Origin of the sequence: Desulfopila sp. IMCC35006, assembly GCF_005116645.1 — a bacterium.
In the GTDB taxonomy this organism is placed as follows: Bacteria; Desulfobacterota; Desulfobulbia; order Desulfobulbales; family Desulfocapsaceae; genus Desulforhopalus_A.
On record NZ_SWCM01000007.1, the window covers coordinates 169,708 to 191,046 of the forward strand.

The 21,339-nt window shown below is 47.2% G+C and carries 22 protein-coding genes; 14 read left to right on the plus strand and 8 right to left on the minus strand.

Annotated features, from left to right (window positions below; translation table 11 throughout):
* The first annotated feature begins 113 nt into the window (after nt 1-113).
* The 6 genes from FCL47_RS13670 (at nt 114) to FCL47_RS25665 (ending at nt 4,491) form a co-directional block, all read left to right on the plus strand.
* Nucleotides 114-836, plus strand: a complete 723-nt coding sequence (locus FCL47_RS13670) for a cysteine hydrolase (RefSeq protein ID WP_136814072.1) — start codon at nt 114-116, stop codon at nt 834-836.
* Nucleotides 837-891: 55 nt separating this feature from the next.
* Nucleotides 892-1,257, plus strand: a complete 366-nt coding sequence (locus FCL47_RS13675) for a hypothetical protein (RefSeq protein WP_136814073.1) — start codon at nt 892-894, stop codon at nt 1,255-1,257.
* Nucleotides 1,258-1,353: 96 nt separating this feature from the next.
* A complete protein-coding gene (locus tag FCL47_RS13680; protein ID WP_136814074.1) occupies nt 1,354-1,821 on the plus strand; it encodes a nuclear transport factor 2 family protein in 468 nt (155 codons plus the stop codon).
* 49 nt (nt 1,822-1,870) lie between these two features.
* Nucleotides 1,871-2,269, plus strand: a complete 399-nt coding sequence (locus tag FCL47_RS13685; protein WP_136814075.1) for a VOC family protein — start codon at nt 1,871-1,873, stop codon at nt 2,267-2,269.
* Nucleotides 2,270-2,274: 5 nt separating this feature from the next.
* The gene (locus tag FCL47_RS13690) at nt 2,275-3,912 is read left to right on the plus strand and encodes a pyridoxamine 5'-phosphate oxidase family protein (protein ID WP_136814076.1); all 1,638 of its coding nucleotides are present in this window, start codon (nt 2,275-2,277) and stop codon (nt 3,910-3,912) included.
* 309 nt (nt 3,913-4,221) lie between these two features.
* Nucleotides 4,222-4,491: an OsmC family protein gene (locus FCL47_RS25665; protein ID WP_370459557.1), complete on the plus strand. Its 270-nt coding sequence runs from the start codon at nt 4,222-4,224 to the stop codon at nt 4,489-4,491.
* Nucleotides 4,492-4,780: 289 nt separating this feature from the next.
* Here FCL47_RS25665 and FCL47_RS25670 read toward each other — a convergent pair whose 3' ends face one another.
* Both FCL47_RS25670 and FCL47_RS13705 read right to left on the minus strand, forming a co-directional pair.
* Nucleotides 4,781-5,002: a site-specific integrase gene (locus FCL47_RS25670; protein ID WP_136814163.1), complete on the minus strand. Its 222-nt coding sequence runs from the start codon at nt 5,000-5,002 to the stop codon at nt 4,781-4,783.
* Nucleotides 4,978-5,169 carry a hypothetical protein gene (locus tag FCL47_RS13705; protein WP_136814077.1) on the minus strand — a complete coding sequence of 64 codons (192 nt, stop codon included), beginning with the start codon at nt 5,167-5,169 and terminating at the stop codon, nt 4,978-4,980. Before FCL47_RS13705 ends, FCL47_RS25670 begins: the two co-directional genes overlap by 25 nt.
* 827 nt (nt 5,170-5,996) lie before the next feature.
* Between FCL47_RS13705 and ltrA the strand changes: the two genes are divergently transcribed.
* The 3 genes from ltrA to FCL47_RS13720 all read left to right on the plus strand — a co-directional run bounded on the left by ltrA (nt 5,997) and on the right by FCL47_RS13720 (nt 9,241).
* Nucleotides 5,997-7,250 carry a group II intron reverse transcriptase/maturase gene (gene ltrA / locus FCL47_RS13710; RefSeq protein ID WP_167496489.1) on the plus strand — a complete coding sequence of 418 codons (1,254 nt, stop codon included), beginning with the start codon at nt 5,997-5,999 and terminating at the stop codon, nt 7,248-7,250.
* Nucleotides 7,251-7,679: 429 nt separating this feature from the next.
* On the plus strand, nt 7,680-8,102 hold the full coding sequence (locus FCL47_RS13715; RefSeq protein WP_136814078.1) for a response regulator: 423 nt from the start codon (nt 7,680-7,682) through the stop codon (nt 8,100-8,102).
* Between the two features lie 467 nt (nt 8,103-8,569).
* A complete protein-coding gene (locus tag FCL47_RS13720; protein WP_136814079.1) occupies nt 8,570-9,241 on the plus strand; it encodes a cytidylate kinase family protein in 672 nt (223 codons plus the stop codon).
* A gap of 373 nt (nt 9,242-9,614) precedes the next feature.
* On the opposite strand, the gene FCL47_RS13725 is transcribed toward FCL47_RS13720, so the two are convergent.
* The gene (locus FCL47_RS13725; protein ID WP_136814080.1) at nt 9,615-10,781 is read right to left on the minus strand and encodes a Fic family protein; all 1,167 of its coding nucleotides are present in this window, start codon (nt 10,779-10,781) and stop codon (nt 9,615-9,617) included.
* 651 nt (nt 10,782-11,432) lie between these two features.
* On the opposite strand from FCL47_RS13725, the gene FCL47_RS13730 reads away from it, so the two are divergent.
* The gene (locus FCL47_RS13730; RefSeq protein ID WP_136814081.1) at nt 11,433-13,268 is read left to right on the plus strand and encodes an SLC13 family permease; all 1,836 of its coding nucleotides are present in this window, start codon (nt 11,433-11,435) and stop codon (nt 13,266-13,268) included.
* A gap of 399 nt (nt 13,269-13,667) precedes the next feature.
* Here the strand turns inward: FCL47_RS13730 and FCL47_RS13735 are convergent, their stop codons facing one another.
* From FCL47_RS13735 to pspA, 5 genes are all read right to left on the minus strand, one after another.
* On the minus strand, nt 13,668-14,186 hold the full coding sequence (locus FCL47_RS13735; protein ID WP_136814082.1) for a universal stress protein: 519 nt from the start codon (nt 14,184-14,186) through the stop codon (nt 13,668-13,670).
* A gap of 424 nt (nt 14,187-14,610) precedes the next feature.
* The gene (locus FCL47_RS24410; protein ID WP_153306371.1) at nt 14,611-14,781 is read right to left on the minus strand and encodes a hypothetical protein; all 171 of its coding nucleotides are present in this window, start codon (nt 14,779-14,781) and stop codon (nt 14,611-14,613) included.
* A gap of 180 nt (nt 14,782-14,961) precedes the next feature.
* On the minus strand, nt 14,962-15,342 hold the full coding sequence (gene pspC, locus FCL47_RS13740; protein ID WP_136814083.1) for an envelope stress response membrane protein PspC: 381 nt from the start codon (nt 15,340-15,342) through the stop codon (nt 14,962-14,964).
* Nucleotides 15,339-15,584, minus strand: a complete 246-nt coding sequence (locus FCL47_RS13745) for an envelope stress response membrane protein PspB (RefSeq protein WP_136814084.1) — start codon at nt 15,582-15,584, stop codon at nt 15,339-15,341. The genes pspC and FCL47_RS13745 overlap by 4 nt, the downstream gene beginning before the upstream one ends.
* 89 nt (nt 15,585-15,673) lie before the next feature.
* Complete coding sequence (gene pspA, locus FCL47_RS13750) at nt 15,674-16,351, minus strand: phage shock protein PspA (RefSeq protein ID WP_136814085.1); 678 nt, start codon at nt 16,349-16,351, stop codon at nt 15,674-15,676.
* Nucleotides 16,352-16,540: 189 nt separating this feature from the next.
* Between pspA and pspF the strand changes: the two genes are divergently transcribed.
* The 4 genes from pspF to FCL47_RS13770 all read left to right on the plus strand — a co-directional run bounded on the left by pspF (nt 16,541) and on the right by FCL47_RS13770 (nt 21,303).
* Nucleotides 16,541-17,584: a phage shock protein operon transcriptional activator gene (pspF, locus tag FCL47_RS13755; RefSeq protein ID WP_136814086.1), complete on the plus strand. Its 1,044-nt coding sequence runs from the start codon at nt 16,541-16,543 to the stop codon at nt 17,582-17,584.
* A 182-nt stretch (nt 17,585-17,766) separates the two neighbouring features.
* A complete protein-coding gene (locus FCL47_RS13760; protein ID WP_136814087.1) occupies nt 17,767-18,621 on the plus strand; it encodes a hypothetical protein in 855 nt (284 codons plus the stop codon).
* A gap of 1 nt (nt 18,622) precedes the next feature.
* Nucleotides 18,623-20,806, plus strand: coding sequence for a hypothetical protein (locus tag FCL47_RS13765; protein ID WP_136814088.1), 2,184 nt, complete (start codon nt 18,623-18,625; stop codon nt 20,804-20,806).
* A 68-nt stretch (nt 20,807-20,874) separates the two neighbouring features.
* Nucleotides 20,875-21,303, plus strand: coding sequence for an iron-sulfur cluster assembly scaffold protein (locus tag FCL47_RS13770; protein WP_136814089.1), 429 nt, complete (start codon nt 20,875-20,877; stop codon nt 21,301-21,303).
* Nucleotides 21,304-21,339: the final 36 nt, after the last annotated feature.

Here is a 21,339-nt window from a genome sequence, read left to right on the forward strand (position 1 = left end):
TATTATACCATGCATGGAAAATGGCATACTCCTTGTAATGATGTAGTACAAACGCGACAAGAACAATATGACGCGTTCACCACGATAGCTTATCCATAAACAAGGAGGACAATATGAAACGGACCATGCAAAACCAAATGTATGCCGAGCCCGAGAAAGCTACCTTGCCGGCGAGCGACATGAAGCTTGATCTGCAACGGGTGGCCCTGGTCGTAGTTGACCCGCAAAATGACTTTTTGCATGAGAAAGGGGTCGCCTGGGGCGTCGTAGGCGAATCAGTTACCGAACACAGTGTCGTGCAGCACCTTGAAGAACTTTTCCGGGCGGCTAAGCAAACTGACATCCCGGTCTTTATTTCGCCCCACTATTATTACCCGCATGATCACACCTGGAAATTTGAAGGCAGCCTGGAAAAGGTGATGCACTCCATTGCCATGTTCGACCGCCCTGGACCACTGGATACAAGTAATCTTCAGGGGTCGGGTGCGGACTTTGTCGAACGGTACAAGCCTTATTTAAACGATGGGAAAACAGTGATTACATCGCCGCACAAGGTGTATGGCCCGGAACAAAATGATCTGGTTTTGCAGTTACGCAAACAACGAAGAGATCAGGTTATCCTGGCCGGCATGTCTGCCAATCTGTGCGTGGAAAGCCATATGCGTGCATTACTGGAGGCAGGCTTTGAAGTGGCTGTGGTGAAGGATGCGACAGCAGGGGCTATCATCCCGGAAGGAGACGGTTATCTGGCAGCACTTATCAATTTCCGCATGATCGCCAATGCCGTCTGGTCGACGAGTGAAACAGTAGAGAGAATTGGCGGGCTCGCGCGGTAAACAGCAGACCTAACGTAACAAAAATCCATCAAGCTATATACCTCTGGAGGGTGTCATGAAAAAATCAATAGCGCTGATAACCACTTTGGCAATTTGCAGCATTATTTCCACGGCAGTCGCTGCGGACGGGTATAAAACCGTCACGATAATCGAAAGACCTGGCTATTTCGAAACCCAGGGAGATGTTTTCGATATCTCTGCTGGCAAATACAAATTCGTCGTGATCAACAAATCAGGAAAAGACGCCGGTTTTGTTTTCAACAAGGGACCAAATAATATCACTACAGATAAAACGAGCATGAAAGTCATCCTGCTGAAAAACGGCGAACAGGGCGACTTCACCCTCACCTTGCCCAAGGGCAATTACACATATTTCTGTCCCATTATTCCCACGCCCCCATACCCTGTCCGGGTGAAATGATCGGCCTGTTCATGGGCTGGCCACTTACCGAACCAGCCCATGACTTGCCATGAGTATTCGCAAAAACCAAATCATTACAGATAAGGAGAGGAAAACATGGAACGCAGGAAACCTTTGCCACCGTTTACCAGGGAAACGGCCGAACAGAAAGTGCGTATGGCGGAAAACAGCTGGAACAGCCGGGATCCTATCGCCGTCTCGATAGCCTATACCGAAGACTCCCGCTGGCGCAACAGGGCGGAATTTCTCCAGGGCCGTGCGGCGATTCAGGCATTTCTGGCCAGAAAGTGGGCCCACGAGCTGGAATACCGTCTTATCAAGGGCCTTTGGGCCTACCGGGAAAATCGTATTGCCGTCTGTTTTCAATATGAATACCACGACGATTCCAACAATTGGTACCGTGCATACGGTAATGAGAACTGGGAATTTACTGAAAACGGCCTGATGCATCGACGTGAAGCGAGCATCAATGAGATGCCGATCCGTTTGTCCGAGCGAAAGTTCTTTTGGGAACTGGGACCTCGGCCGGAAGATCATCCGGGGCTTGACTCGCTCACCTCTTGAGTTGCCCGAAAGTGGCAAGTCCGAAGCCAAAACGAAATGGAGGAAAATCATGAAAGCAAAAACGCAAGGAGCCCATCATATCGGTCTCTCTGTACCAGATGTCAAAGCCGCAGCCAATTTCTTCGTCGAAGCTTTGGGTTTTGACCTAGTTGGTGAAAAGCCTGATTACCCGGCCGCCTTTGTCAGCGACGGGACAATATTGATTACCCTATGGCGTGTTGCAGATCTTGAAAGAGCAAAGCCTTTCGACCGCCATATCAATATAGGCTTGCATCACCTGGCACTGCACGTCGTATCATCCGACGATCTTGAAAAGCTCTCTACTGAGCTGGCTTCCCGGGATGATGTGGCAATCGAATTCAAGCCGGAGCCACTTACAGGAAGCACATATCGACACATGATGTGCGCCATTCCTGGAAACATCCGCCTTGAACTGATAGCGGGGTAACTCTCATGGACAGTAAAACCCTATGGTCACCGCTGCATGATGGTGAGATTGAAGTGCAGAAGCGCGTCGGCGTCCGTGAAGAAGTGAGTCGATGGGCGCCCATGGCGATTCGTCCATATATGCCGGAACAGCATCGGCTTTTTTTCCGTCAGCTGCCTTTTATGGCTGCAGCCGCACGTGATGCGACAGGAGCGCCCTGGGCGACCTTGCTGGTCGGCACTCCCGGCTTTGTCCACTCCCCGGACCCTCACCACCTGAGAGTCCGGGCAATGCCCCTGCCGGGGGATGCGCTGGAATCGTCTTTTATCGCAGGTGCCGAGATCGGCCTTTTGGGGATTGAACTTGAAACACGCCGACGCAACCGGGTCAATGGCAAGCTGTCGCATGCTGATGCACGAGGCTTCACCGTTGCCGTTGATCAGTCCTTTGGCAATTGTCCCCAGTATATATCAAAACGTATCTGGCATGAGGCTGACATCAAGCTGAATAAAAGACATATTTCACACCACACACGCCTCGATGAGCATATGAAATCCTGGATAGCTAAAGCGGATACCATGTTCATCGCCAGTGGTTACCATAGAGCAGATCAGGAAATAACGGGCGACGGAATGGACGTATCGCACCGGGGTGGTCCTAAAGGTTTTGTCAAAATCAGCAGCGACACGGGTCTTGTTCTGCCTGATTATGCAGGTAACAACCTGTTCAACACGGTTGGTAACCTAGTGCTGGATCACAGAGTGGGGCTGCTTTTTGTAGATTTCGCGCGTGGCTCAATGTTGCAAATCAACGGTGACGCTGAAATTGATTGGGGTTCAAGTGAAATCGCTAAACATCAGGGCGCGAGACGACTCATCAATATTGCCATTAAGCGTATCGTGCAATTGGATCAAGTATTGCCATTACGCTGGAGTGCTTCCGAAGGTGCTGTCCGTGAGCTACTTTTACTCGACAAAATCATTGAAAGCGAAGATGTCACCTCTTTTGAGTTCGTTCCCCGGGACAAGGGTCGGCTGCCGCTGTTTCAAGCAGGTCAATACCTGCCAATTGAGCTGCAATTCGATGGCGCTGACCCGGCGGAGCGGACCTATTCGCTGTCAAACCAGCCGGGAGAAGAAAAATACCGCATCAGCGTGAAAAGAGAGCCGCTGGGTCTCGCGTCCCGCCTGCTGCACGATAACCTGTTCCCAGGGGATGTCATCCTGGCAAGAGAACCCGAAGGTGAGTTTGTGCTCTCGCCGGATAACGATCGACCTGTCGTGCTCATAAGTGCCGGAATCGGTATTACGCCTATGGTCAGCATGCTGCATGTCCTGGTAAAGCAGACTCGGCAGATATATTTCCTGCACGGGGCGCGCGACGGGAGGCACAACCCGCTGCAAAACGAAGTGACTGCCCTTGCCCGGGCCAGTGATAATGTACATCTCTTTGTTCTATACAGTCACCCACATTCTGAAGATGTTGAAGGCATAGACTACCACCTGCGGGGCCACATTGATGCCAGAGCGGTGGAAAGTTTTGTGCCCGTGGCCGATGCCGAATTTTATTTATGCGGGCCGAAAAGCTTTCTCGCCGATACTGTTTCCCTGTTAACGGAACGTGGCGTCGAGGAGAAAGACATTCACCTGGAAAGTTTTACTTGAAGCAGGCTTTCTTAAGCATGGTTGACGCTGGCAAATGCATTGAACTGCCCGGTCAGCTGACTGAAAAAGCCAAGACTATTGAGGCATGGTCAATTCATCAGTGGAAGACATCACCTGCAATTCGTTTCATGGAGGAAAAAAATGGATCCTTACGTAGTTGTACGTTCTATTAACGGGGAACACTTCACCCAGGAAATAACGTCTGGCAGACACAGGCTATTTTCAGATAAGCTGGAATCATTTGGCGGCGCGGATAAGGGCCCCGGCCCCTATGGATACTTGCTTGCAGCTCTAGGCTCCTGAATATCCATCACTCTCCGCATGTATGCGGAAAGAAAAAACATTGCGCTGGAAAGTATTCAAGTCGAGCTCAGTCACCAACGTATTACTGGAGAGAATTGTGCGGATTGTCAGGAATGTGAGAGGCAAACTGGTATGCTCGATGAGATCGGCTGCAAGATTCATTTGACTGGAGACTTTGATGAAGCCCAGCACGACAGGCTCCTCGAAATAGCAAGGCATTGCCCGGTGCACCGAACCCTTACTGGATCCGTCAATATCAGAACATTCGAGGTTTAGATTTTTCTTTACGAATCGACAGCATATCATGCTTCAATTCTTCGCCGATCACCCCTCAAAAGGGTCTTATTGATGGACAGGATGACTGCTGCTTAGGATCTCAATTGGCAATATTTCTCTATCGCCAGAATTGCATATTAAAGATGTTACCTCAGAGGACGGAACCGCCTGGTTCATTGGTGTTGTTCAAAAATGAAGCAGCCGCCTATTGTAGCTTACCAAAGAAAATCGATAAAATTGAATGCTCCATTTTCGCCGAAGTCGACGCCCGAAACTACTTTCTACCCATTTAACCAAGCCACGACTCAATCATCCGACTAGCCTCGGCCACGCTGATCTTCCCAAGATACCTTTGAGTAGTGGCGATATCAGCATGGCGCAGAATAACTTTACTAACCATTTCAAGTGGGACACCAGACCTCGATGCTTGAGTTGCTGCGTGTCGCCTAAGATCGTGTGGTCGAAGTTTAACACCTACATCCCTACCTAACCGCTTATCACTTCCAAGAATATGGCGACATCAGCTTCGGGTACCGCTGTTACATCTATTCCGGAAAACAGATCAAGAAACCTACTAAGAGTGTAGGAAAAAGCCCTTATAGTATTTGGCCTGGAGTGCGCCTTGTGGTAGCTCATGTACGCCTTAACTCCATTATCCACGGTTATTGTCGTAATCATTTATTTATCTCCTTTATCCAGTAAAAAGAACGGGGCGAGGCCTGCTTTTGGCTATTAGTTGGTCTAAAGGTAATTTAGATAAGGTAAGAGCTGAAGTCTTTGGCTTTGATAGGTTTTTTAGGGGTTAAAACTAACAGCTCCGGGGTGAGGGGGGATACAAAACAAAAAGCCCGGTATGACAGTGGGTGTCATACCGGGCTTTTTGGAGGTTGAGGCAGATTGGTCGTCAGTTACTATCATGCACGCTGCCTGATACTCGATCTGAAGTGATCAGCAAAAATAATCTGGAAACAGTGTGCCACGAGAGCAAGTACCTTTGCTCGTAACTACACGAAAGATGAGGGTAGGTCCCTCGGAGTCGGCTTGCAGGAGCAGGCACCAAACCACCTTAAGCTGCTGTGGTAAAGAGCCATGGTGGTGAGCGTTAAGGAAAAGGCCCGGCTTAGGATCGGGTCAGGTATGGATCATAGAGACGAGTGTAAACGAACCACTGATGAGGTGTCGAAAGATATTCTGATGTCGTCAAAACTGGGAACTGTTTCCATCCCAGGATAAGTTCAGGGGAAACCTGTTTACTGCCTGAACGGCGGCCGGCATAAAGGTGGCGTGAATGTGATCTTGGCTTTCGTGTGGAACGTGGGAACCTGTCGTTCCGATGTTAAGGGAAGAATCCAAGTGGAGGACCCATGAGGGTGCAAGTACCGATGCGGAACACAGGGGCGGAGTAGCTTGTAGTAGCGTTGAAGCCTCTGTAATGGAGGTGGAGTGAAGGAGCTACATTGTTCAGCTTTTATCATTTAGACAACCAGAAGGCTGGGAGGATCTTTATGCAAGAAGCAAAGCCATTTCAAATTTCCAAATTACAGGTTTGGGAAGCATTCAAGAAAGTAAAGGCAAACCGAGGGGCTGCTGGAGTTGATGGGCAGTCACTCGCCGAGTTTGAAGAGGACTTGAAGCGTAACCTTTACAAGCTATGGAATCGTTTGTCTTCGGGGAGTTATTTTCCCTCTCCCGTACGTCGGGTCGAGATACCAAAGAGTGATGGTAGAGTGCGCCCGTTGGGAATCCCAACAGTAGCAGATCGTATTGCTCAGATGGTGGTCAAACATACCCTTGAACCTCTTTTAGAACCGCATTTTCATCATGACTCATATGGCTATCGGCCAGGCAAGTCAGCACTGGATGCGGTTGGAGTAGCTCGCCAACGATGCTGGAAACGAGCATGGGTATTGGATCTCGATATCAAGGGATTCTTTGATAACATTGACCATAAGTTAATGTTAAAAGCAGTGCAACACCATACAGATTGCAGATGGATTCTTTTGTATGTTGAGCGGTGGCTGAAATGCCCGGTACAATATCCAGATGGAACTATCAAGGCATCCAACCTGGGTACACCTCAGGGTGGTGTGATAAGCCCGTTGCTGGCAAATCTGTTCTTGCACTATGCCTTTGATGTATGGATGAGGAAGAACTTCCCAGAAGTTCAGTTCGAGCGATATGCAGATGATGTTGTTTGTCATTGTGTCAGTGAGTCAGAAGCCAAAAGGCTTCGAGTTGCGATTGAAAGTCGGCTGGGTGAGTGTCAGTTAGAACTACATCCTGAAAAGACAAAAATCGTCTTTTGTAAAGAGCAGAGCAGGCAAGGTCACTATCCTGTTTATTCTTTTGACTTTTTGGGGTTCACTTTCAGACCCCGGTTGGCAAAGAATAAGTATGGCAAGTTCTTTGTCGGTTTTCTCCCAGCTATCAGTAATAAAGCAGCCAAGTCAATCAAAGATGAGATGCGCAAATGGCGGATTCACAGACGCAGTGATAAATCGCTGGAAGATCTTTCAAGAGTGATCAATCCTAAAATCCGTGGTTGGGTCAATTATTATGCGAAGTTTTTCAAATCAGGCATGTTTAGGATTTCACAAGTCTTGAATCGTATGATAACAAAATGGGCCATGCGGAAGTTGAAGAAGATCAAAGGACAGCAACGGAAGGCAACACACTGGTTAGGTAGAGTTGCTGAACGAAAACCTCATTTATTTGCTCATTGGCAGATATTGAAGATGCTTCCTGCGGCTGGACAATAGGAGCCGGATGAGTCGAGAGACTCATGTCCGGATCTGTGAGAGCCTGAAGGTGTGATCCCTTTGGGCTACTCGACTCAAGAATTTAAGATGCTCCATTTGCAGCTGTTTCTCTAAAGACGACCTCTGCTTTTCAGACGTGTCCAAAATGCTCCATTTACTGTGATTTTTGTGGGGCACGATCACAAGCAAACTTTCCGGAATAAGTTAGATTTCTGAAATTCATCCTCAACTCAGCCCTGCCAGTGGAGATCTCTTACCCCTAGAAAGTTCAGGTGCCGTCCAAGACAATCAGGAAAACAGGTTTGCTGTATTATTCACCCACGCCCAATGCTCTCATACTGTTGGAACACTTTATGCTAGTCCTTTGACAGCGACAGATCAAATGGCAAACAATATTCAGGGGCCAATCCTTAAAGGAGGGACGAAGAAATGGTACTTAAGGCACTGGTGGTAGATGACGATGAAATGATACTTGATATATTGGAATATATCCTAAAGTCAGACGGTTATAACATCACCAGAGCCACTGACGGAGATAAGGCTATCAAAGTATTGAATGCTGAAGATTTTGATTTGGTCATTACCGATCTTCAAATGGGCTCAACAAGCGGACTTGACGTGATTCGGAAAACAAAAGATGTCAATCCTGCTACGACAGTTATTATGATTACGGGAAGTTGTGACTCGTCAGATGAGATTGAGGCTTTGCATCACGGCGCCGATGATTATTTACTCAAACCATTTTCCCCAAGTGATTTGCTTATACGTATCCAGTTTCAGAAATATAAACAGTTTTTTACATCTGCACTAACCTTAGAGGGTGAACAGCGCGCAGCAAACGTGTCAGGATAATTTACAAAGTGTAAAACAATTTTCCAGAAACAGAATTATTGACTCATGGAGATTGGTTCCTGAGTTCTGAATATCCCCGCCTGGCATCAAACAGGTCAACACGGACTCGCTGAAGATTGCCGGTTATGGCTTCCAAACGATCTTGACTATGACACAGCTCTTCGGGGATGTAGGAAGATGTTTGAGCAACCATTGGAATAACGCTGTTCCAATGAGTTTACAAGGTGCAAAGAAGACTGACTCCGGTCTTCCAGCTATCAATACGCTTGTTATAGCCAACAAGCGGGAGGCACAAGCCCCTCATCTTGCATTTCGAACTATGCAACCACTTTGTTTTGTTGCAATACTACGTTCATCCACCATTCTTGACACAGAAGCGCCTAAGTGCTCATTTAGGATGGCATGTTATTTGCTGCAATGTTTTCGAAACATGGTGGTTGGAAAGTTCACAAAAAAGGATATTCGAGATGCGGTCAATTGCAATTTTCCCCTGTCGCTACACCTATGGAGCATCAATTCTCGGTGAGTTATCAGCGCATTTGCATCTGAAGATGTATACCGACGACATGCTCTTTTCAGATGTGTCGGGGCAGTTCGGGATCTCAGCAGAAGAATTAAAAGAATTTATATGTGGGCCAATTTCAACATTACGTCGGTACCTGCTGAAGAGGAGAAGATATGTCAACCTTCTCCAGTGTTCTCTGGATGCTCAAAGGAGATATACGACCAACCGGCGATTGTACTACGGTCTGCATACTTCTCTTCTCGATTACACAAAGGACCGGGTTATCAAGGTTCTTATATTCGATGACGAAGAACACCGGGTGAAAAGAGCCATGCAACAGGAAGGCATTTCGGAAAAAGTAGCCAGAAAACATATTCAGAGACATGATAAAATGGTTTCCAACTGGACTAGGTTTCTATTTTCTAAAGAAGCATACGACCATTCACTATACGATGTTGTAATTCCTGTGAATAACAAATATCCTCTCGACATAACTACAGAAATTATTCAACTTTTTAAGACTGTTAATAGTTTGAAGACCTCGTTTCAGACACAGGATACCCTTTGTTCTTCATCCTTAAGAGATGTTCATCCTAAAACCCTAGCAACACAAAAAGCCCTGTTTGCCATTTGAAAACCAAGATTGCCCTGAGAACAAAAAAAAATTTGAATCCCAGATTGTTCAGACCATCAATAATTTTAATTGCTCCATTTCTGACCATCTTCGGCGTTAATACTACTTTCATCTCTTCCTGGGTCACTGGTTGAGATTGTCAGGTCAAACCATCCAAGATGGCAATATAACTCAAACCTAATAGATCTACTGTGGAGATACACAAGAAGGTGCCTCAAAAACCTAACAACAAAAAAGCAATTTGAGATTAGAGCTTAGTCCATGAAAATCTCAAACAAGCGATTGTCCGATTAAGTTGAAAGTTGAAAACGAAATGTGTCGGATTGAGTGAGGATTTCTACACATCCTGTGATTGAGTTGCGGTATTCATTCGCTAAACCCTGGGTGTATTCAAGTCCATGCTTTCTTTATCTTGCTTGCCCTGGAAGGGGGAAAGATCCAGAGTATAGCGGGTGCTTTTGAGCTGACCGGTTTTTGTAAAGATCCCTTTGCTCGTCAGGTCTTGTAAGTCTCTTGTCGCTGTTGCTGAGGGTGATTTTGTTATTGCTCGGTAATTTTTGGCACTGAATCCACCTTGAAAGCCTTTCGGTCCCTCCAGTAGTATCCGGTTGATCACTTTTAATTGGCGAGGGTTGAGATTCTCTTTGTGAGTATCGAAAAATTTTGCTTTGGTTATGATGAAATCAACTTGCTTTATGGTTTGTTTTTGGGCGTTGATAATGGTTTTCCCAAAATAAATAAGCCAGTTTGTCACGTCATTTCCTGTACTCTGGGCTGCCAGCTCTTCGTAATATTCTCTTTTCCTATCGTCAATGGTTGAAGAAAGTGCAATGAGTGTCGGCTGGCCCATATTTTGTGATAATGATTTTTCAACTATGCCCCGCCCGATCCGTCCGTTTCCGTCCTCGAAAGGATGGATTGAAACAAAGTAGATATGAGAAATCCCTGCCCGAACCAATGGGGGCAAAGGTTCTTTCCCGCCAGGGGCTGATTTGTTGAACCAAGCTATGAATTTCTCCATTTCCTTTGGAACAGCGGCAGACGGGGGAGCTTCAAAATGGACTGTTGGTTTATCGTATCGCCCGGACACAACCTGCATTGCTTCCTTGTGGGTTCGATATTTTCCTATCTCTATGTTTCTTCGGCCGGACATCAACATTTCATGCCAATTGCAGAGAGTCTTTCCTGTCAATGGTGAATCATAATTGGTGAATATATCTTTCATCATTTCAGCGATCCCGGCTTCCGCCGGTTTTACCCTGTGATGATCGGCTATTCCCAAACCGAATTCTCTCCTGATAGAGGACTGCAGGCTTTCCCGGTCTAAAAATTCTCCCTCAATTTCAGAGGTTTTGATGGCTTCATTACATACAAGTTCAACGATTAAGTCGTTTTGGTCTTCACGTGAAAGATGCCTGGCTATGCCAAGCGAAAAACCGGATTGCCTTGAATATTCTCGTTCTAATTTCTCGATTTCACTGTTATCATAGGTGAAATTCCCCCAATCATCTTTTTGCCAGTTCCATTTTCTTCGTGTCATGATCTATAAAACCTCCTTTTATAGATCATTATACTTCATGTTGTGATTTGTAAAAGCATATTTATTAGCTCATGGGCACTATGAAGCGAAGTTGTGGGCAATGAGAAAAAATGAAAAAACGATTCAGCGTTTAAGGCATGCATGCCTTAGACGCTTTTTTTCGTTTTAAATGTTTTGTTGTAGAACTTTATGCAGGTTGGCAGCGAGGAGCATGCGCGAGCATCCTTGGTCGGATTACCTTGTGGGGTCGAAATATTCGACATGCCGGCGCTCGTCGGCAATGCAGTTAAAAAGCAGATTTTCTTATTCAATTTACTTTGTAAAAGTCGAGGAATAATTTTTTGTTGGGAAGTATTGTCTTGGTACAGGTACAGGTGTTTCAATTATTGTTTGAACCCAGCTTCCGTCGACCTTGTACGAACACTGGCACCGAACAGGCCTGAGCTTTTGCATCCGCTTTCGTGCATTATCTTCACAGCACAAAAGGTCAAGAAAGGAGATACAGCGAAGAAGGAATCTTCGCATTGATTGTTCATAGTGCTTAGATGTAGCAGTTTAGCATCGAAGAGGCATTTAGCATGCAATGCCTCTTACCATGGAAAGATGAAGCACGCAGATAAAGCCTCTGCTCTAAGAGAATTCAGGTGAAATATGAGCCTTCCCTTGCCGCCAAACCCGCATACTGTTTTTGTCTTACTGTTGACGTTGTTTGCGCTTTTTCTATTTAGTCGTGAGAAAATACCTCTCGAATCGTCGAGTCTTTTTATTCTGGTTGCCCTCAGTGTGGGGTTCGAAGTTTTTCCATACCACGCAGATGATAAGACAGTCCTGCATGCGATAGATTTTTTTTCCGGTTTCGGCAATGAGGCTCTTGTTGCCGTCTGTGCTCTCATGATTGCAGGGCAGGGGATTTTGCGTACTGGGGGGCTGGAGCCTGTGGGTCGCATTCTGGCCAAGCTCTGGAAAATCAATCCCAGCCTGTCCTTGCTGCTGACATTATTGCTCGGTGCGTTTATCAGTGCCTTTATCAACAACGTGCCTGTCGTGGTGCTGCTGTTGCCTGTTCTCATAAGTGTTTCCTTGAAGACTCAGTCTCCAGCTTCAGCTGTCTTGATGCCTATGGGATTTTCCACCCTGGTGGGTGGTACCTGCACAAGTATTGGCACGTCAACGAACCTGCTTGTCGTTTCGGTTGCCGCGGAGATGGGGCTTGAAAAGTTTGGAATGTTCGATTTCCTGGTGCCTGCCGTCATCGCCGGAAGCGTGGGGATTATGTATCTTTGGCTTGTTGCGCCTCGCTTGATCGCCAAACGCGACCTTGCTATTACAGATAGTTCGCCAAGGATTTTTGCGGCGCATTTAGCGGTGTTAAAGGATAGCCCGATTGTTGGCGTGCCTCTGTCAAAAGCCGTGGCGCTGACTGATGGAAAAATGAAGGTTGCAGCCGTAGAGCGGGGAGAAGAGAAACTGTTTACCCAGCCGGGGCTTGTTTTGCATGCCGGGGATCACCTGGTATTGCTGGACACCCCTGTTCACCTCAAAGAGTATGAAAAAATTCTCAAGGGTACTCTTTATCCGGCGGATGCCGAAGATGTCCCAATTGATGAAGATCACCCACTGGAGGCGAGAGATCAACAGCTTGCCGAAGTTGTCATCATAGAGGGCTCGCAACTCAACGGCAGTACTCTCAGCAACCACCGATTTGCCGAGCGGTACGGTCTGATCACGCTGGCTCTCCATCGTACAGGCAGGCAACTTCAGCAACTTCAGGAAGAAATTAGCGATATTCGACTGATGGTTGGGGATATTCTCCTGGTGCAGGGGCCCCGTGAGCAGATCTCGGAACTCAAGAAGCGTTCAGAGGTGCTTGTTCTTGACGCCACGGTGGACTTGCCCTTTTCTAAAAAAGCACCGCTCGCCATGTTTATAATGAAGGGTATCATACTCACAGCCGCGTTCGGCTTGCTTCCCATTGCCATTAGTGCCACTCTGGGGGCATTGCTGATGATTATTACCGGCTGTTTGAGCTGGCGTGATGCCACCAGGGCTTTGAGTGCTCAGGTTGTCCTGATAGTGGTTGCCAGTCTGGCGCTGGGGATGGCAATGCTCGAAACGGGAGGGGCGGAATATCTTGGCTCGATCTTTGTCGCTCTTGCTGGAAACGCTTCACCTGCTCTTGTCATCAGCGGACTGATGCTGATGATGGCGGTATTGACTAATATTATATCCAATAACGCGACAGCTGTTATCGGCACCCCCGTAGCTATTTCCATTGCAAGTCAGATGGGACAACCACCTGAACCCTTCGTGCTGGCAGTGCTGTTTGGGGCAAATATGAGCTATGCCACCCCCATGGCCTACAAGACCAATCTTTTGGTTATGAGCGCCGGGGAATATACGTTTGCTGAATTTCTCAAGGTTGGAATTCCTCTCGTTTTTATAATGTGGGCCATGTTTTCATTTTTGCTGCCGTGGCTTTATCTGTAGTTTGGCGCAAGATGCGGGGTAAGCTCACAGGGAGAGGCGTATCGTTTTTCAAGCAGAAGCATCTTGTTTGCCTGCTGGTAACTTATAAAATCAAGTCATTCTGTAAACAGGGTAAGAAGAGTCCATCAGGAAGAGACATGATTGTGCTTCCCGAGCTCGATGCTACTGGTTCTGGAAAGACAAAGGGTCTTTTCTCCGGGCCACACAATATTTTTCTTTGTTGTGTGTTCCTTGACCCCTTGCCGGGAAACAAACAAGCGGTTCTTCCTTTTTAAGGGTGTAACCGCTTGTTTGTTTCTGGTCGTGTTCTGCTTTCTGATGGTTCAACGGTCGGCTTTAACATCCCTCGGATGAAAAAAGAATTCCGTGTGGTGAGGTTTGATTTTTTGCCGATTTTATTCAAGAAAGGCTCGCAGGTACAACCAGGACTGGGACTTTCGACTTTTTAAGAACTGATTTAATATTTTTGCCGACTGAGATTCCGGACAACAATCCTTCGCTGGCACCCATGACAATCAGGTCGCATTGGAACTCTGTCGCCTGCTTGAGGATGACTCCGACAGTATCTCCTTCTTTGACTACAATTTCATAATTGGGGATTACGTAGTTTTCGTCCTCTTTTTTGTTTTCCTTGCAGAATTCACTGAGCACAGTCCGCACCATCTGCTTTGGTGTTACTTTGCCGACAAGAGCGTGCTTGGCTTCTTCCTTGTTGTTTTTTAATATTTGCTGCCAGTTTTCTTGCCCAAAGAGGCTCGACACATATCCTTCATAGCTGTTGGAAGGTCCCTCCATGACATGAAGTAAAATAAGTTTTGCATCAAACTGAACCGCCAGCATGGCGGCTTGTTTGAAAGCCGCGCGGCTGGCCAGGGATAGATTTGATGTAAACAGGATTGTTTTGTATTGATTCGACATAATAAGCTATTCCTCATTGAAGCGAAGCGCATCAAAGATGCAGTTGTTGTGGTTGCCCAACCTTCATAATATGAATAAAAGGCGCGGTTGCCACCGATATGTGGCTGCCAGGGCGATATTCCCAGGATTTGTGTAAAATATATCGACTAAGACAGAATAACAACAGGAATTGCGCTGTTGCCGTTTTTGCCGATTTTTTTATGTGGCTTTCAGATGGATCGTCAGAGCATTTATCTATGGGGAAATCTGTGCCGGTGCAGGGCGTTTTGGACATCACCGGTTTGAAATAATTCGGTGGCCACGCTTTCCGGCACGGGCGGAAAAACGGTGCAAACACCTGTGCGCAAGGTGATTGCACCGGTGCTATTTATTTGATGTAAGGCCAGTAATTTTTAAACGTGCCGATATGCATTTACCCCTGCAGCTAAAATCGGTAGTGGCTGTTGTGTCCATAGTCAGCGGGGGAGGATTGTGTTTCCTCCCAAATGGTAAGCGGGGCCGGATGCTGTGTATCGGTGTAGAAAAGCACGTTTCTTATTTCGGCAATCACAAAAACAATGAAGAGCAGCATAAGACAATGCATGATTTGTGACATGGCGTCCTCCATGGGGCATGAGATAACTGAAGTATGACTTCTGTCGTTCTCACAAGCAACAAGCTTGTCCTTCAGCTGAAACTGATAATGCCGAAATGGAAAAAAACCATTGCAAGCCTGGGTTTTTACGATGGTATATAGCTCTAAAACGTGCTTTTGAGTCTGCTCCGTATCGCTTTTTTACGAGCGAAACCGCCGTTCCCATTCGTATTCACGGCCGGTAACCTTGTCTTCCATGCCGCGGATTCTTCGTTCCAGATCGTCAAATTTTTTTCTGAGACGCTGCGCGGCTGTTTTGGGCGAGTGCACGTAGCTGTCGTAAAACTCTCGCTCTCCTTCGCTTTCAATAGGTTTAACCGGTTTAGGTTTCATGAAAAAGGCTGCCACCAGGTAGACGCCTATGACCGGCCAGAAGCCACTGAAAATAAAAACCACAACCAGCGCTATTCTCACCCAAAAAACAGAAAGGTCGAAATATTCGGCGATTCCCCTGCATACGCCCAGGAAAACACCATCTCGCGAGCGGTAGATGCCGCCTTGTTTTTCGTAATATCTTGTCATTTTTTATACCTGTCCTTTTCCTGGTCTTCTGTTAAAATTGTCTCCAGGGACTCGATTCTGGCTTCCAGTTTTTCCAGTCCTTGATAGAGCTCCTGGATGATCTTTGCTTCTTCGCTGTCAATGGCTCCACTGGAACGCCGGTTGCTGCGAGTTTTGAAAATTATTAATATCGTCCCGCAGATAAGCGTCGCTAAAGCGACAAGAGAGCCAAAAACTATGGTAACGATAATGATATTGAGCATGTTGTGGTAACTCCGATCCAGCGGTCTGGGGTATGCAGGGTTCCTCTTGAAGACATCCGGCACTGTTTGCCGGAAAGGACACAAAGAGCTTAAATATTTTCTCTCTGTGGGCTGTCCTGGGCAGCTTTGATCCTGGCGAGTTCATTCTCAATCTCGTCATCTGAAGCGAGATTGTCAAATTCTTCTTCGACTGTCGGTCTGTTCGGCATATTCACCATTTCCGCCTCTGCCTCCATCTGTTCGATTCTACTTTCCAGTTTGTCGAATCGGGCCATGGTGTCGCTGTTGCTGCTGCGCCTTATCTCCTCCTGGGCTCGTTTTTTTCCGGTTGCGCGCTTGTGACGCTGTACGAGGACTCGTTTTTTTTCCTTGGCGTTATTGAGTTTACTCTCCAGCTCGCAGATGTCATCCTGGTATTGGGCAATGAGTCCGCTGTATTCGGCCAGTTCGCTTTCGAGGGCTGCCGTTACGGTGGCAAAGCGCCTTTTTTCAATCAGTGCCTCCCGGGCGAGGTTGTCCCGACCTTTAGCCACGGCCAGGTTGGCCCGATTCGCCCAAAGGTCCATTTTACCCTGCATTTCATCGAGTTTTCTCTCGACTTTTTTCCGGCCGGCAATGACGCCGGCGCATGATGACTTCAGCTCGATAAGCGTATCTTCCATTTCATGGATCATCAACTTAATCATTTTCTCGGGATCTTCCGCTTTGTCGAGCATGGAGTTGATGTTTGCACTGATTATGTCACTGAAACGGGTGAATATTCCCATGTCCTTCCTCCTGAGTTGTAAGTGAGTTGTGGTGTTCTGGCTTGGTTAAAGCAGGATGCGTGCCGGTTGTTGAAAAAATTAAAAAGTTCGAAAAATTAAGGTGTTGGCGACTTGAATAATTTTTCGATTTAATATAAAATTGCCTGTAGTTAGTTTTTAAAACCAATAAATGGTAAATTTGACATGTTGATGAGCAAGGAATCAGTGTTTCCATCCTCCCGGGGGGAAGCCCTTGGGCAGTCAGAGACATTTCTGAACTTTCAGGAAGTGCTCTCCCGCGTCGCTCCGGTTGACCGGCCGGTTCTGTTGATAGGGGAGCGGGGAACAGGCAAAGAACTGGCCGCAAGCCGTTTGCATTTTCTGTCAAAGAGATGGCAGGGGCCTTTTATTACCCTCAATTGTGCGACACTCTCTCCGTCATTGATCGAATCTGAGCTTTTTGGCTATGAAAAAGGGGCCTTTACCGGTGCCGAAAGCCGCAGGACCGGGCGCTTTGAGGCGGCGGACGGGGGGACGCTTTTCCTGGATGAAATTGGTTCTATCCCGCTGGAAGCACAGGAGAAAATTCTACGTGTTGTGGAGTACGGTTCTTTTGAGCGGGTGGGGAGTTCTCGGCCTGTTGAGGTCGATGTGCGAATTGTCGGGGCAACCAATGTGGATCTCGCCGCTATGGCTGAAAGAAAAGATTTTAAACGCGATCTCTTGGACCGGCTTTCTTTTGAGGTCCTGTTCCTCCCCCCCCTGCGTTACAGGGAAGAAGATATCATGCTTCTGGCCAGTCATTTTGCCACGCGGATGTCCTTTGAGCTCGGCAGGCAGGAGATGCCAACTTTTACGGAGACGGCAGTGCGCGCGTTGGAGAATAACGTCTGGAAAGGCAATATTCGGGAGTTGAAAAATGTTGTGGAACGGGCGGTACACCGCTCGGAAGGCGGGGTTATCGATAAAATCGTCTTCGATCCCTTTATCTCCCCCTATGTGATCGTGCCAGCCGCAGATGAGGAAAATAACAAAAAAGGTATCAGTAACACGTATTCTCCAATCAGCAATACAGCAGGCTTGACCCTGAAAGAGGCCGTCGCAGAACTTGAAAAAGAAATGCTGCAGCAGGCATTGAGTATCTGCCGGCATAACCAGAAAAAAGCTGCTGCACATCTAGGGCTCACCTACCATCAGTTTAGAGGCAAATTGCGCAAATACAGCAATGCTCTTGAGAACCATGTCGATGGATAAGACTTCGTTACGTTGCGCAGAGCTGTGTTTTGTGGCGGTGATACATTTTTCTTTAAGCTTATTCGCAGGTAGAGTATGAAGAACCAAAGAGTTGCTTATTGTTCAAGCCCCCGATTGTCATCTGTACCTCCCCCGATCATAACACAAAATCAATCCTCATGTCGGTTTCCGGAGTCCACATAATGCTATTGACGATGCTTTGCCAGAATAATGGTCGTGTTCGGGCCTTGACAACATGCACGCTGCCCTTTGTTTTGCTGTTTTTTCTGTCCTGCACCGCGGCACATCAGAATAATCAACAGTCAGGGACCAGTCAGCTTCAGGCGGAAAACAGTATGATGAAAAAACGTCTGCCGCTGATAGAAAGAGAGAGCGATGTGCTGAAAAAAGAGAACCAGCAGTATAGGATAAAGATTCAGGATCTGGACATGCAGAATAAGCAGCTGAGCGCGGACCTTGCTGCACTGCGTGATCAGTACGAGATTGATATTGCTGCCGGAAATCAACAGATAAGCTCGCTTGAGGAAGAGAATCAGAAAAATGCACAGGAGAGCAGGGCAAATATTGACCGGCTCACTGCCGTCAACAAAGCCCTGAATGAACAAATGACCCGGGACCTTCGTGCCCTGAAGGATCAGATTGTCATGCAGAAAGCGGCGTATAATATGGACCGGGAGAAGCTTGTACAGGAAAATGCCCAAAAGCAATTGGAGTTAACCAATAAGCTCGAAGCTGCCGATACAGAATTAGCTATGAAAAAAAAGGAAATATCGTCGCTTCAGACGTCCATCGGCGAAGTCTCTGCTAAACTGGTTAAGGCCAATACCCTCTCCACCGAGTCAGCAAAAGCGAGAACTGCAGCCATGGCTGAGCTTGAATCAATAAAAGCTGCCGGTATAAAAGCCAAAAATGAATATCAGGTTCAACTTGAATCGCTACGGGCCGCTAATGCCGACCTGAATAAGCAGATCGCCGAGCTCTCCAGCGACAGATCCCGCCAAAAGCAGCCAGAACCAGTCCCGGTAACGCAGCCGTGAAATGGTGATCTTGCGTACTTTCAATATATTGACCATCATGCTCTTGCTGATTTGCCGTAAAACCGGCAAAATAGGGGGCGTTGTCTGCCTGCTCGCGTATTTGCTGCATTCGACTGCTGTTTTGGCCCAAACGCAATTATCGATACTCGTCACGTCAAACCTGCAGGGAAAGTTTTCCCTCGATATCGACAACCAGGATAATGCCGATCCACTGCTGGTCTTGGGGCAGAATATTGTTTATGAGCGCAGCAATAACGATATCGATATGTACCTCGATCTTGGCAACGCCCTGTACCCCGGAGTTCTGTCGAAGTATAGTTCCGGTTCGATCATGGTCGATTTTCTGGATTATTTTTCATGCGCGGCGATCCTCGTATCATCTAAAGACCTCCAGGTCGGCACCCAAAATCTTCTGTTTATGGAGAAAAACAAAAAGGTGCATTTCCTGTCGACCAATATCATCCAGGACGGCAAACCCCTCTTTACATCCTGGTTCGCAGCCGACGTGGCAGGGACCCGGATCGCCTTTGTCGGTGTGTCTTCGCCGAAGGTGCGGTTCGACGTGGCTGAAAAGGATCTGTATAACTATAATCTGCTTGATGCAAAAGAAGCCTTGGTGCCTCAGCTGACAGAAATCCGAGCCGCCGGGATCAGGCATATTGTTCTTCTTTCCGGACAGACGCTGCAGGATACAGCTCAGTTGCTCGAAAGCTATCCCGAGATCAGGGTGGCGCTGTGCGGCGGCGATTATACTGATCAATTTTTAGGCGGCAAGGCATCGCGGGTCGATCTTGGCGACGGTAGATCCATCGTGATGGCCGCTGACAATGTCGATTACTATCGCCTGGAACTCACCCTTGATGACGTCTTGAAAGTGAATGCCTTCGAGCCCAGACAGGCCCAGCCGATAGCCACAATAAACCATGACTATCAAGAATTTAAAAATCGACTGACCCTCTGGAAGGAGAAATTTAGTGAAGAGGAGGGGGGTCTTGTCGCAAAACTGAGTGACATGGAATACGGTGTGAATGACCTCAGTTTTGGCCAGCTTTTACGTGATCGTTTTAATTGTGAGCTCGGTATCGTCGAACAAAATACCATCAATCAGGTGTCGGTCAAGGAAGCTATCCGGCGTGCGGATTTTTTGAGCATGGTCAATCGGGACTACAATATTTTTCTTATCTCTTTGACAGGTGATGAGATAAGAAAAGTGTATACTCGATCGGAAGGGCTGGTTATTGCAGGGATTGAGACCCGCAAGGATATAGAAATTCAAGGCTCCGCCGTGGTGGAGAACCGGCGCTATCATGTGGCTGCTTCACAGCTGGCAATGCAGAAAATCCAGCGGCTTCTTGGCAGGGAGATCGATTACAGCAACACCTGGATGACGGTTACCGATCTGCTTGTCGACGATATGAAAACCCGAAAGGTTATTTTACGCTCCGATTACGATTATCTGGATCGTCGTTTCCGTACCACTGTCGACGCCTATTTATCCAATTTTATCGACGCCAGCAGTGTCAAAAAAGGGGATACCATCGATACTCCATCCGGTCAGCCTTCCGGAAGCTATAACAAGTGGGGGCTCGAAAACACCATTGATCTGACCATCTACAATAAATATCACCGCTTTGTTCTCACCCCGTATATGTTCTATTCCCGTCAGGACGATAATTATCTGAATAACATTTTGCGGGGTACTTTTCTGTATGATTACAGTCTCTCCGAGACCTTCAGACCTTACAATAAGCTTCGTTATGATACAGTTGTTGAAGAAGTGGATGGACTGCATCCCAGTTTTCTCCGGGAAACCATGGGGATTTCCGCGATCTATAAACATGTGCATGGCAAGCTTGGCCTCGGGTTTGAACAGCAGGTCCAGGATCCTTCCGAGGCGGCGATGTACGGTGTTGAGTTTATCGTCGGGGCCCGCATTCCTTTTCTCTCTCATTTCACGTATTTTTTCGATCTTGACACCTTTACCGGAATCCTTGACGAGGACGGTGGTCCGTGGCAGACGAGAAGTGAAATCAACAATGGCATCTCAGCCCGTTTGAACAGTTATATGAGTCTTTCCTTCAGGCATAAATATTTCTTTTTCAATGAGGGAGTGACCGGAGAGAGTTATCAGAATTCTCAGTTTATTACTTCGTTGGATTTTAACAGCGACTGGAAATTCTGGTAAAGTATCTGTCTGTCATGCAAGGGGACAGTCAGATGAGAAGATGTAACTTATAATAAAGAGAAGGTTGTATGTCTATTTTTACCATTTTTATGGCATTTCTGGTTTTACTCGCCGTCGGGCTTACCTGGTTCTTCGTCTATTATTTTGCCAATCCTGTTCTTGAAAATCCTGACGGTATCGCCAGGGTGGTAGGAAACTGCGGGGATACCATGGAAATTGGCCTGCAGATCAGAGATGGCAGGGTTGAGGCCACCCATTACTGGACCAACGGTTGTTCGTTCAGTAAGCATTGTGTTGAGACGGCGGCAGACCTTGCGCGGTCGAAAACCATAGCCGAGCTCAGAAAAATAAATATGGTGACCATCATGGATGAGGTGGGCCAACTCCCGGAAACCCATCTGCATTGTGCCCAGCTGGCGGAAATTACCCTGCAGCGCAGTGTCGAAAATTATCTTGAACGGCTGCAAAAGTGCGTTCCCAGTAGCACAAAGTCGTAATTGAAAATCATTCTCCGGTAAGGTATTCTGCCTTTT